This window comes from Thermofilaceae archaeon (assembly GCA_038731975.1).
GTDB lineage: Archaea > Thermoproteota > Thermoprotei > Thermofilales > Thermofilaceae > JANXEW01.
Genome location: JAVYQJ010000002.1, coordinates 102,007 through 115,008, shown reverse-complemented (window position 1 = coordinate 115,008; position 13,002 = coordinate 102,007). Strand labels below are relative to the sequence as shown.

9 protein-coding genes and 1 tRNA gene are annotated in these 13,002 nt (G+C 54.2%); 4 read left to right on the top strand and 6 right to left on the bottom strand.

The features are described 5' to 3' along the window. Positions 1-142 precede the first annotated feature (142 nt). Positions 143-1,105: an ROK family protein gene (locus QXF46_02055; protein ID MEM0225639.1), complete on the top strand. Its 963-nt coding sequence runs from the start codon at positions 143-145 to the stop codon at positions 1,103-1,105. Position 1,106: 1 nt separating this feature from the next. On the opposite strand, the gene cysS is transcribed toward QXF46_02055, so the two are convergent. From cysS to QXF46_02040, 3 genes are read right to left on the bottom strand one after another with little or no spacing between them, the layout of a single operon-like run. After that, positions 1,107-2,522, bottom strand: a complete 1,416-nt coding sequence (gene cysS / locus QXF46_02050; GenBank protein ID MEM0225638.1) for a cysteine--tRNA ligase — start codon at positions 2,520-2,522, stop codon at positions 1,107-1,109. 45 nt (positions 2,523-2,567) lie between these two features. Beyond that, entirely contained in the window at positions 2,568-4,250 is a 1,683-nt protein-coding gene (locus QXF46_02045; GenBank protein MEM0225637.1) for a CTP synthase, read from the bottom strand. Continuing rightward, complete coding sequence (locus tag QXF46_02040; GenBank protein MEM0225636.1) at positions 4,243-5,475, bottom strand: M20/M25/M40 family metallo-hydrolase; 1,233 nt, start codon at positions 5,473-5,475, stop codon at positions 4,243-4,245. The genes QXF46_02045 and QXF46_02040 overlap by 8 nt, the downstream gene beginning before the upstream one ends. A gap of 83 nt (positions 5,476-5,558) precedes the next feature. Between QXF46_02040 and QXF46_02035 the strand changes: the two genes are divergently transcribed. Next, positions 5,559-5,658 (top strand) — tRNA-Ala (locus QXF46_02035). Between the two features lie 77 nt (positions 5,659-5,735). Here the strand turns inward: QXF46_02035 and thiI are convergent. After that, complete coding sequence (gene thiI, locus QXF46_02030) at positions 5,736-7,184, bottom strand: tRNA uracil 4-sulfurtransferase ThiI (GenBank protein MEM0225635.1); 1,449 nt, start codon at positions 7,182-7,184, stop codon at positions 5,736-5,738. 50 nt (positions 7,185-7,234) lie between these two features. On the opposite strand from thiI, the gene hypF reads away from it, so the two are divergent. After that, positions 7,235-9,505, top strand: a complete 2,271-nt coding sequence (gene hypF / locus QXF46_02025; protein MEM0225634.1) for a carbamoyltransferase HypF — start codon at positions 7,235-7,237, stop codon at positions 9,503-9,505. 43 nt (positions 9,506-9,548) lie between these two features. Next, entirely contained in the window at positions 9,549-10,448 is a 900-nt protein-coding gene (locus tag QXF46_02020) for a ribose-phosphate diphosphokinase (protein MEM0225633.1), read from the top strand. 1 nt (position 10,449) lies between these two features. Here QXF46_02020 and QXF46_02015 read toward each other — a convergent pair whose 3' ends face one another. Together QXF46_02015 and QXF46_02010 are read right to left on the bottom strand one after the other, a co-directional pair. Then, complete coding sequence (locus QXF46_02015) at positions 10,450-10,986, bottom strand: hypothetical protein (GenBank protein ID MEM0225632.1); 537 nt, start codon at positions 10,984-10,986, stop codon at positions 10,450-10,452. Continuing rightward, positions 10,976-13,000, bottom strand: coding sequence for a carboxypeptidase-like regulatory domain-containing protein (locus QXF46_02010; GenBank protein ID MEM0225631.1), 2,025 nt, complete (start codon positions 12,998-13,000; stop codon positions 10,976-10,978). The genes QXF46_02015 and QXF46_02010 overlap by 11 nt, the downstream gene beginning before the upstream one ends. Positions 13,001-13,002 lie beyond the last annotated feature (2 nt).

The window sequence follows — 13,002 nt, the reverse complement described above, 5'->3', positions numbered from 1 at the left end:
CGATTTCTGGAAATTAGGGGGTGATATTTCCTCCGCTCACGCTGCCACCACGAGTATTGCTCGAGTACTTTCATCACCAGCGATGAGAAACGTAAAGACAGAGATAAAGCTGCGACTCAACTATAGGTTCGGGAGACGCGGCATGAGTTACGTGGTGGGCGTCGACATTGGGGCAACGTACACTCGGGTTGTCCTGGCTGACAGGGACGCGACGATAATAGACCGTGAGAAGTTCGCGACACCGCGCGATAGTTCCTCAGCCCCAGCTGCGGCTATAGTCAAAGCGGTACGTGAGATGTTGAAGAGGAATGGGATTCGTGAAAGCTCTCTCAAAGGGGTCGGCATAGGATCCATCGGTCCCCTCGACATGAGGCGGGGGATCATAGTGAGGGCTGCGAACCTACCTCTCGAGAACGTTCCGATAGTGGAACCAATCAAGCAGGCGCTCGGAGTCCCGGCTTACCTAGTGAACGACTGCGTTGCAGCTGTCATCGGGGAGCGATTCTTTGGAGCCGGTAGGGGCCATGACGATCTGGTGTACATCACGATCAGTACGGGCATTGGGGGTGGTATCTACGTTAACGGACACCTACTGCTGGGGAAAGATGGAAACGCGCACGAGATCGGACACATGGTCATAGACTCTGAAGGAAAACTTGTTTGCGGATGCGGGAAAAGGGGGCACTGGGAGGCGTACTCCTCAGGTAGCGGCATACCTAAACTAGCTAGGCTCATCGCAGAGAGAAGGCCGGAGCTATTTCGGATGAGCGTGCTAGCCTCAAAGGGTCTATCGGAGATAACGTCGAAGGATGTCTACGATGCTGCTAAAAGGAACGACCCGTTCGCAGTCGCTGTCGTCGAAGAAGCTCAGCGTTACAACGCTATGGGGGTTGCTAACGTTATCAACGTTTACGATCCCTCCCTCATCACGATCGGAGGATCCGTCGCTCTGAACAACGTAGACCTCGTTATACGGCCTTTAGAGCGCTTAGTGTCAGAATACGCTGTGAATAGGATACCTGAGATACGGGCCACTCAGCTCGGCGATGATATAGGGCTTTACGGGGCTATAGCATTAGCCCTGGGTCTAGAGAAACTGCCCTGAACTAGGTGAACGCCCAGCTTGTCTCTTCACCCCTATCATACAATCTTATGCCAATTTTAGCCAACTGCTCTCTAATCCAGTCGGCCATTTCATAGTGTTTGCTGGCTCGCAATCTTTTTCTCACCTCAATTACAACTTCTATCAATTGTTCGATGGGTAAGGGTGGCGCTTCTGAGAAGAACCTGTCAAGAACCCCAAGCACCCGGTTAAACTCCTCGAGGAGCGCATAAGCACGGAGAACCGTAGCAGCTTCAGGCTTCTTTAGGATCTCAGAGTGTACGATCGATGTCAATTCATAGACGTAACTGAAGGCCTTGCTCGAGTTGAAATCGTCGTCCATGGCGTTGTGGAAGTTTTCCCTCAGTTCCTCAAGCCTCCTGAGGACTCGTACTTCTCTGTCGCTCAGACTGAAGCTGTAATCCTCCTTCCTAAGGATATCCCGTAAAGAATGGGCGGTGAGAGCTAGCCTCTCGTAGTTGCGTTGCGCCTGCTGAAGGGCTTCGTCCGAGAAGTCGACAATGCTCCTATAGTGCACGGTAGCCAACCAGAGCCTGATGACCTCTGGCTTCCACCTCGAGAAGAGCTCTTTCAGAGTTATTATGTTGCCCAAGCTTTTTGACATTTTCTCCCCCTTAACGGTAAGCATTCCCGTGTGCAGCCAGTACTTGACCCAAGGTCTCTTTCCCAGTGCGGCCTCACTCTGCGCTCTTTCGTTTTCATGGTGTGGGAAGATTAGATCGCTTCCACCCCCGTGTATGTCGAACTGCTCTCCCAGGTACTTCGTAGACATCGTACTGCACTCAATGTGCCAGCCTGGCCGACCAGGGCCCCACGGGCTATCCCACCACGGCTCCCCCGGCTTAGCGGCTTTCCAGAGGGCGAAGTCGAACGGATTCTTCTTTTCTCTGACCAGCTCTTGCTCCTGACCCCATAGCTCTCTGCTTAGCCTACCGCTAAGCTCGCCGTACCCGTCGTACGTGCTTACGTCGAAATAGACGCTACCACTGGGGGTCACATACGCGTGGCCCTTTTCGATAAGTCGTTGGACGAAGTCTATGATGTCCTTTATATGCTCGGTCACGCGGGGGTGCAGATCGACCTTTACATTCAACTTCTTTAGCGCGTCCAGGTAATCGCGCGTGTAAGTGTCTGCCACTTCGTTCCAGCTCCTCCCTTCCTCGCTGGATCTCCTGATGATTTTATCATCGATATCGGTTATGTTCTGGACGTGCAGGACGTCGTAGCCTAGCAGTCTAAGATACCTCTTGATCGTATCAAAAGCCACGTAGGTGCGAGCGTGACCCACGTGCGTATAGTCGTAGACCGTTGGCCCGCACACGTAGATGGAGACGCGGCGCGGATGCACTGGCACGAAAGGCTCTAGCCTTCTTCCTAACGTATTGAAAACTCGTAACACAACGTTCGTTCCCCCGCGTCCCACATTGCCGCTAGTATATATTTCTTAACGCGTTTCGTGTTTCTTCTTGCTCTCGTAAGCGGCGCGAATAAAGGCTAGGTATATGGGTGAAGGTCTCGTAACTCTGCTCTTGAACTCGGGGTGGAATTGGACACCTACGATCCAACTCTTAGATTCCAATTCAATTGCATTTATTATCCTCCCTGATGCGTCTGTTGCCGATACTATCAGTCCCGCATCCCTTCCCTTGATGGCATAGTCTTGTATGATGTGATAGCGGTGCCTGAACCTCTCTTTTACCACTTTCTTACCACCGTAAGCTTCGTGAACGCGGGTGCCTTCAATCAAGTAGACTTCGTGAGCTCCGAGCCTCATTGTACCTCCCTTTGCGGTGATAGACTTTTGCTCGGGTAGCAGGTCAACAACTGGGTAGGGTGTATTCGGGTCGACCTCGGTGGAGTTAGCCCCTTTCAGGCCTAGGACATACCTGCAGAAAGCGATGAAGAGGAGCTGCGCGCCGAAGCATATTCCGAGGAAGCATTTCTCATTCTCCAGAGCGAAGCGGGCTGCCTGGATCATACCTTCAACCCCCCTCGACCCGAAGCCGGGTGTCAGAAGTATACCATCTACAGTCTTCAGCTCCGCTTCCAGCAAGCCTGGATCCTCTTCAAATTTCTCAGAGTCTATGTATTTCAACTCTACGCCTAACCCCAGCTCGGCTGCTGCGTGATCGAGTGCGGCGTTGATGCTGATGTAGCTGTCGTGTATCATCGTGTACTTGCCGGGCATCGCTATCGTCACTTTCTCGTGCCTACTCTTATACCTGGAAACCACTCTCTCCCATTCACCAACCGCGGCTGCGTCACTCTCTACTCGCTCCAGTTTCAGTATCCTTGATAAATATCTGCCCAATCCCTGCTTTTCGAATATCAGAGGGAGCTCGTAGACTACGTCGAGGTCGGGGTCCGAGATGACTGCCTCGAGGGGGACGTTACAGAACAGGCTGATCTTCCTCCTGCAATCTTCCGTCAGGTAGTCATCGGATCGCCCTATGATGACATCGGGTTGGAGGCCCATGCTCTGCAGCTCTCGTACGCTGTGCTGAGTCGGCTTCGTCTTCTGCTGCCCCACTGTCTTAAGGTACGGTACAAGCGTGACATGAACGAGGGCTGTGTAGCCCGGCGGCATTTCGAGGCGGAACTGGCGTATAGCCTCCAGGTAGGGCATGGCCTCGATATCGCCGACTGTGCCACCCACTTCAACGATCAGTACGTCTGGTTGGCTTCTATCCGCCACCATCTTGATCCTACGCTTGATTTCATCAGTTATATGCGGAATAACCTGAATGGTTCTGCCCAGGTAATCTCCCGTGCGCTCGCGGAGTATGACGCTCAAGTAAACTTGCCCAGAGGTTATGTTGTTAGAGGGGTGCATGTTTACGTCTAGGAACCTCTCGTATGTTCCAAAGTCCTGATCTATCTCGGCTATCAGAAACCTGTAGCCCGGTGCTGGCTCAAACTCCCAGACTTCATCGCAGACGAAAACCTCACCGTGCTCGATCGGGTTGAGGGTGCCCGGATCAACGTTCAGGTAAGGGTCGATCTTGATCATATCGACTCTGTACCCTCTAAACTGGAACAGCTTCGCGATGGACGCTGAAACCACTCCTTTCCCTATTCCGCTAAGCACGCCGCCCGTGATGAATACGTACCTTGTCTGCTTACTCATGTGTACCACCCTTCAGTAGGTTCTTCGTGAACTCCTTCAGCATTTGGAGATCATGAATGTAGACAAATTCGTTTTCGGAGTGAACGTTGCACTCCGCTCTTATCGCACCGAACGCGACTACAGGTATACCAACAGAGTCGAAGAACGTTCCATCATTTCCGCCGAGCTCAGCTGCGGCTCCCACCTCTCCACTTAGGCCTACGGCCGCGTATGCTCGGCGAGCAGCTTCGAGCGCCTCCCTCATTAGGCTCTCGTCCCTAGAGAACCATCCTTTCTGACCCCAAGCTGTTACCTCCACGTCTACGCCTAGCCCCGCTGCTGCGGAGGAAACATGCGAGTAGAATTCTGCGAGCGCCCCTTCCAGCTCCTCCTCCGGGAGTAGGCGCAAATCGAAACCAAGTAGCACCTCCGACGGGATCCGGTTGTGCTTCTCGGGCTCCCCCTGCGCCAGCTTGAAGATCGTGAAGCTAAAGCGTCCCCAGACTTTAGGAACGGGCGAGCCCGGAGGCGAGTTGAACCTCGAAAGCTTAGCGGCTCTTAAAGGCTTGTAGGTCTCCAAAAGCTTGTAGGCCAGCTTTATCGCCCCTTCAACAGGGTTAGCAGCCTTGTGAGGGTAGCCTGCGTGGCCGGAGCGACCTCGCACCCGTATCCAGCCGAAGGCGACGCCGCTTGCTCCCACGGAGAGGTACTCAGCGCCAGCGTCCAGAATTACGGCCTTATCCCAGCGGTAACCACTATCGAGGAGCGTTTTAACCCCTAACCCTCCTACTTCTTCATCACCGGTTACAACGATCGATGGTTTGTACCTAAGTTTCACCCCGCTCTCCAAGAGCTCTGCCAGCCCAGCGATGCTGGCCACGATAGCCGATTTATCGTCAGCAGAGCCCCTGCCGTACACTTTACCATCGATGATTAGAGGCTCGTAAGGATCGATTCCACGTCCGTTGACAAGCCAGGGACCCCTTGCCGGTACAACATCGTAGTGGCTGACCAACGCGAGGCTCGGCCCTTGCCCACCCCCTTCTATGATCACCGTAGGGATCACCCCTCCTTTAGCCTCAAGTTCCACGATTTCAGCCGAGAGACCCGACCTCTCAGCAAGCTCTGCCACAGCTCTTGCAGCCTCCAGGTAGTTGCTCCTCTTAATCTCTCCGAGTTCTGTGACGGCGACTTCAGACTTGACCCTGATCAATCTGCAGAGCTCCTCTACGAGGTCTACTCTCACGCAGAGAGCCTTTGCGCTGCTACCTAAAAAACCATCCTCCATGCTCGCGCAAAGAATTTACCCCCCGGCTTTCCGGCTTAGTCGGGCCGGTAGCTCAGGCTGGGAGAGCGTCCGCCTTGCAAGTCAAGTGGCAGTGGCCAAGAGCGCGGGAGGTCCCGGGTTCAAGTCCCGGCCGGTCCACCACTCATTACCCTCTAGTGCCACGAGGGCGAATTACTACTTAGCGCAGCGAAAAATGGCTTCCATCGGATCGATAGATCTCAGCTCTTAGTCAACTTGCGCCGTAAGCGTTTTGCCCCTCCACGCAAGCTGTAGGCTTGAAAACCAAGCTTTCGGAGTATGTATGCTGCCTCAAGGCTCAAAGCCCCTTCGTCGCACACGAGAACGTACTTCTTCGCGGGGTCTAGCCCTGCCGCTCCCTCGATTAGCTGGTCGAAGTCCATGGAGATCGACCCCGGAATACTCCACACCCTGCGGCTTGAACTGCTTCGCAGGTCGACGATTATCGAGTCGGGAGGCGGGGTCTCCACCTCGAGCTCTCCGTAAGCCTCTTCCACGCTAACCTCTTTCAAGTCGTAGATCATGACCCTGGATAAAGCCTTATCCAGTAGTGTTGGATCGAGCTTGCCTTCCTCCCTCTTTACCTCATCGAGTTTCACCCGTGTGCGAGGGTGCTCGCTGAATGCTCCGCAGTATTCCTTTACTCTTGCCGAAGCTTCGTAGGTGCCTATCTCTCTCGCCAAGGCGACTATATCGTCTTTGTCGAAGCCTATTAAGGGTCTAAAAACAATGATCCTGACGGCTTCGGAGGTAACTGAGAGGTTGGTTAGTGTCTGGGACGATGCTTGCCCTAGGGAATCGCCCGTTACTACAGCTTCAAACCCCTCTTTGAGCGCTATCGCTTCAGCCGCTCTCAGCATGAACCTCTTGAGCAGCACCGTTAGGAAGCTGGGATCACAGTTTTTCCTCAAGGACTTCAGTATCTCGCTGAAATCGACCACGTAGAGCTTGGGCCTGTAACCGTAGCTCCAGCGCTCAGCCAGGACTTTCAACACGTGTAGAACTCCCGCCTCCTGCACGGCTCCTCCGAGCCTGCATAAGAGGTAGTGGACCTCAGCCCCCCTCCTCAGCATAAACCATGCTGCGACGGCCGAGTCGAAGCCTCCGGACACCAGCGCCAGAACTCTACCCTCGCTCCCGATGGGCAATCCACCGTACGCTCTTACGACGTCTGTGTAGAGGTACGCTCTTTGCCCGCGCACTTCAACGTAGACTGTTACATCGGGGTTCTCGAGGTCGACCCCTGCCCCGTACCCTAGCAGTGCGGCTCCGAGGGCTTTTTCTACGTCCAGCGACGTGAAGCTGTGGGACCCTACTCTCCGAGCCCTCACAGCGAACCGTTTCCCTTTAACCTTCTCCCTGAAGACCTCCTCGGCCTTGGCGACTAAATCGTCGAGATCCGTGAACTCTATTTCAACAGCTTTGGAGAGCGACTTGATGCCGAAGACCCTTCGAAGGATTTCGAGCGCCTTATCCTCGTTTTGACAGTAGATGAATATCCTTCCACCCTCACGTCTCTCGGTATACTCGATGCCGGCGGAGTGGAGCGCCTCCTTTATGTTCCTCTGCAATAGCTTCTCAAACCTCCTTCTAGTACGGGGGCCTTTTATCGTGATTTCCCCCAGCCTGAGTAGCAGAACCACAAGCATGAGAGGTGAGGTTAAGCCTTAAAAAATGCCTATGCCAGTGTCTTACCGCTGTGAGGCGTGCAGCGCTAATCAGGGTCACAGGTGTAGTGCAAGGCGTGGGCTTTCGACCCTTTGTCTACAGACTAGCTGTTAAACTCGGTTTATACGGCTACGTTCAGAACCTGGGTGGATCTGAAGTTGAAATATGGGTGGAAGGAGATGAAAGGGCTATTGAGGAGTTCCTCCGAGCCCTAAAGGTTCAGAGGCCACCTCCAGCTGAGCTGGACGGAATAACCGTGGCTTGGGTGCAGCCGAAATTCTTCGAAACATTTGCGATAAAGAGCAGCGGCGAAAGCCTGGTCAAGAGGTCGCAGATACCCCCCGACATCGGCGTCTGTCCTGACTGCTTGAGGGAGATCACAGATCCCGCCTCCCGATGGTACCGCTACCCCTTCAACTCCTGCGCATGGTGCGGCCCCCGCTTCTCGATGATGTACAAGGCGCCGTATGACAGGGAGAACACCTCTATGAACGACTTTCCCCTTTGTGACGAGTGCTTACGGGAGTATAAGGATTCCGAGAACGTGCGGCGCTTCCACGCTCAAGGCATTAGCTGCCCCAAGTGCGGCCCGCGCCTCGCCCTAGTCGACGCCAGCGGAAAAGTGATCCCTTGTGACGACCCTCTGCGTGAGGCGGCTCTTCTGATAGAGGAGGGCTCAATAGTGGCAGTGAAGGGTCTAGGGGGCTTCCATCTAGCGTCGCTGGCGAGCGATGACGACGTGGTTATGAAGCTTCGGGAAAGGAAGCGTAGGCCGCAGAAACCGTTCGCGATCATGGCCTTGGACGTGGAGATTGTCAAAAGGTTAGCGGATCCGGCGGAGGATCATATACGCCTGCTGATCTCCCCTCACAGGCCGATAGTGCTGATCCCGAAGAGGGAAGGGTCACCGGTGTCGGAGCTCGTGGCCCCCGGGCTCTCAGAGCTGGGGGTTATGCTGCCATACACTCCGCTTCACTTCCTTTTGCTAAATGAGACCCGAGATAAGTTCCTGATAATGACAAGCGGTAACCGCAGTGGTTTACCGATATGCAAGGGTGAAGAAGCTCTAGTGGAGTTGCGAGGGATAGCGGATTACTTTGTTCTTCACAACAGGAAGATCGTAAACCGCGTTGATGACAGTGTGGTCAGGATCACCGATGGCGAGCCACAGTTGATAAGGAGAGCCAGAGGTTACGCACCAAAATGGGTTAACCTTCCCTTCCAACTCGGCTCAGAGGCTGTAGCCCTAGGTGCTCATCTCGATAACGCCGGCGCGGTTGCCTTTGAGGATAAAGTTGTGCTCACCCAGTACGTCGGGGACATGGATAACCTAGAAAACGTTGAATTCCTGCTCTCATCGATAGACTACCTGCTCGCTAACTACAGGATCGAACCTAAGGTTGTAGCATCCGATAAGCACCCTCGGTACGTTACGAGCGAGCTAGCTGGAACGCTTTCCAGGCAAAAGGGCATTCCCCACGTTAAGGTCCAGCACCACTACGCCCACGTCGTGTCAGCTATGGCGTCGCGAGGTCTGCCGCTGGATGCTGAGGTGGTCGGAGTAGCGATGGACGGCGTCGGCTACGGCGATGATGGCAGGCTGTGGGGTGGTGAAGTGATGCTGGCGACTTATAGGAGCTACGAGAGGGTGGGGCACTTAGAGTACCTTCCGCTACCGGGGGGCGACCGAGCCGCTGTTTACCCGGCTAGAATAGTGGTGCGGGTTCTGGCGGAAAAGATCGGATTGGACGAGGCGCTAATGGCCTGCTCATCTCTGGGTCTCGATAAGACGCTGCCTGGGGGGCGCTTGGAGCTAGAGGCAGCTGCGCGAAGCGACAAGGTCTACTACTCATCGAGCGTGGGGCGTTTCTTAGACGCTGTTTCCGCGCTGCTGGGAGTTTGTGGAGTACGAACGTACGAGGGTGAACCGGCGGTAAAGCTCGAGGCGGCTGCACGTGGTGGAGCGCTTGTGGACAAGCTGAAGATCGAGGTTCAGGACGATACCGTAATGACCTCGGAGTTCATAAGCTCGCTACTCGCCGCTCGCGACTCCTACAGCGTGCGCGATCTTGCGTATACCTGTTTAACCAGACTCGGGGAAGCGCTGGCGGAACTGATACTCAATAAGATCCCCGATCAAAAACCGATTGTGATTGCCAGCGGAGGGGCTGCGGTAAACGATTACATCATAAAAGGGTTAAGGAGGGTGCTGGGAAAGGTCCTGCTGCCTATCGGCATCCCTCCCGGTGACGGCGGTATAGCTTTAGGCCAGGCCGTGGTAGCAGCGCTGGAGCAGAGTTGATAGCTATGCATTAAGCTTTTGAGGGATTGCGCGCGCTCGCTACGTGAACGTGAAGGTTATTGCGACAAGTTCGTCGCTAGGTTTGGCGGCGCGCCTCTCCACCCTGCTGGGGTGCAGCATGATAGCTGTCGATGAGAAGGTCTTCCCCGACGGGGAGAAGTACGTCCGCGTGCCTTACAGGCTTGAGGGCTCAACGGTCGTGCTTGTCCACTCGCTGTACCAGCCTCAGGACGAAAGGTTCCTGCAGCTGTTGCTGGCGATCGATGCCGCTAAAGGGGCTGGGGCTAAGCACGTTATCGTGGTTGTTCCGTACGTGGCCTACGCTAGGCAGGATAAGAGGTTCCTCGAGGGTGAACCGATAAGCGTCAAGGTTATCTTCAAAGCGATCGAAGCTGCCGGTGCTGACGCGCTGATTACTGTAGATCTTCACCGGCCTTCCTCGCTTGATGAGTGGCTGGAGATACCCCACACAAACGTTATTCCCATTGAGGCTTTAATCGGATACTTTCGGGGCAGATTGAGCAACCCCGTGGTACTGGCACCAGATAGGGGGGCTCTGCACAGAGCTCAGCTGGCTGCTCAGCTGCTGGGTGCTCAGTACGACTACCTGGAGAAGGTCAGGGACCGGGTCACGGGCGAAGTGAAGGTGGTGCCCAAGAGCTTAGACGTGAGGGGAAGAGACGTACTAATAGTCGACGATATCATAAGCACCGGTGGAACTATAGCCGCGGCCTCCAAATCGGTGCTTACAGAGGGGGCTCTCAACGTGTACGCGGCGTGCACTCACGCTCTGCTTGTATCGGGTGCTCTAGATCGATTGTACGCTGCTGGAGTGAGGGAAGTTGTCGCCACCGATACCGTTCCCTCTCCGGTCTCTAGGGTTAGCGTAGCTGAGAGCCTGGCAAAGGCCGTCAATGAGATGCTAACAGCATTGAGTCTCTAGATCATCGCAGCAGAGGCAACTCTATTCTGTTGATCCTATTGATCAAGAGCGTTACTGAAGCCGCCGTAACAAGCTCTGTTAAGGGTCCTATCCCCACCATGTATCCGCCCATTACTGGGAAAAAGAGGCCTACCAGAGCGTAGAGGAGTGCTACGCGTGCATCGCCTATGAAAAGAACATATAGGGCGAACGACGAAACCACATCGTACAGGAAGACGAGTAGGAAAGCAAAAACGAACAATCTTACCGAAGAGCTGTTCTTCGTGTCGATGGATCCCCAGGCAGCTCCTATTAAGCCGGCGAGCGAAGAGTTCACGAGCGTCCAGGGACCCAGACCCAGTACGGCATCGCTCCCCAGGAACGATAGAACCCCTGTTAAGGCACCAACGAGAGAACCTCCCGCGTGCGCGGCCACCATCGCCGCTATCAGTGGGATGTTCACGAATTGAAGGGTTCCTGCAAGCGCGTGCTTTAGGAGCCTAGCAGCTATAGCTAGTGCGGAGAAAACCGAAATTAGTGCTGCTTGCCTAGCTCGCACGTCTCCTACTTCTCTTCATCCTAAGCTTAGAACTTACTCTAGAAGCCTGTTTAACAACGCGCTCAGGGAGGTTAAATCGCTGCGCAGCAACGACCAGAGTAGCGGTTATCAGCGACGATGCCGCTGAGGCGGCAACTAATCGGGTTTCATCGGGCTCTCCTTCGTGTACGGTCGTCCGCGGATAACGCGTAAGCATTGTCTCTACGCTTAAATTGTCGTTCAATTCAAGCGTAGAGCTCCAGTTCAGGTAACCGGGTTTCTGGACCAGTACTGTGTAGCGACCAGGAGCCAGTTGGAGAACGAGTTTACCTTGAGCGGAGGCTACGGTAACGTTACGGGAGTCAAGCAATTTGATGAAAGCGTCGCGAAGAGCTGTACCGTTTTCGTCGAGCACGCTAACGGTTAGGGTGAATGAAGGTCTTTCGATCAGCAGGAAATTAAGAAGGGTGTCGCTTTGGATAGCGACGATTTGCTTGACCACTTGTTGCGCAGCCTCAGCCTCAACGGCGTACAGACCCCTAGTAAGGCTGAACGTGGCCGTGCAGTTGCTCGCTTCACCCAACTTAGTGCCCTGCACGTCATAAACCCTAATTATGCAGCCTTCAGTCAACTTCTTTTCTGTAGAAACATTAACATTAACGTTTAAACTATAAAGCCTTCTGAGCGTTACGAGCTTAGTCAAGTTGCCCTGTATAGTGAACGATGTTTGAAACTCTTGAGCTAAGGAGTGCCTGACGGTCAGAAGGTACGTTCCTGGTTCCAGAGCAAGTTCGGCGACGCCCGTTGATGACGTTGTAACGCAGCTGGTGTTAGCGCAGACGAGCGCTCCGTGGAAGGGCTGACCCTCCTCATCTATGACCTGCACCACGAGGTGCGCTAGTTTCGACCCCTCTCTCGTAGTACCAGTTACTAATGGGGGCATTACTACGAAGCCTCTATCGAACAAGGCGATAGCTCTGTCCACCGCGATCCTGATCGCCCTAGGGGCGCCAAGGTCCCTCAAGGCTTCCATCAGCATCCCTCCCGTTGCATCACTGAAAACGACGTAAGCTGCCTCAACTACTGTATTGTAGCTTAAAATTGCTAACCTGTAGTTGTCATCAATCGACGACAGAACACGTCGCGCAGGCGTTAAGGGCACGTCGCGGGAGATGGTCGATCCGCTCTCGATGTCTACGACGACTAAGCTCAGCGAATTACCGCTGGCGAAAATATAGTGGAAAAGGTTACCGCTCGGGGAGAACCCCCAGCTCAGCCACCTATCAATTGGCTGAGCGTAGGCGTAGACCCTTACGGGCTTTTCCAGACCCCTGTCCTCCAGATTGTAAACGTACATAGCATCCCATTTAGCCAGGATCAACCAGTTTCGACGCCAAAATACAGCGGCGTCTCTCAGGTGCGTTACAACGCCACGAAAGAGAAGATCTCCCGTTTCCGGCTTGATTATGAGCAACAGTTTCTCTTCATTTTGAATGCAGATTGAGCAAAACGTGTCGAAGCCGTAGAGCACGATAGCGTCGCCGCGCGAGCTAATGCTGCCACCTAAGAACGTGTTCCGTATGCTATAGTAGTCCAGCGGCTTAAGCTCGGGCACTTTGACGGCTGATGCCGTCCCACCGGCGTAAATTAGCGCTAATCCGTTAGCGTAAAGTAGCTTTCCCCTTCCTTTCGCTACGGCGTTGGGATCGATACTAACCTTCGCCCATCCCATTGGTCTTCCATCACGTGCGATGAGCCCCAGCCACGCAGCGTCGGTTAACACCAGAAGTCCGTAGGGAGGAGCCGGCGTGAGAAAAACAGGGATACCATAACCCTCGAATGTTAACCTCCAAATCCATGCTTCACCACTATACGATACTAATGTGCCGTTAGTCAGGGAGAGGTATAGCTGCCCCCCATCGTATGCGACATCATTAATACCGATGCTGAGGGCAATCGGTTGAGGGAAGGTTATACCACTGAGCGCGACCACGACGATGACTGTGATCAATGTTGTTGATGTAGTCGCCTTCATCG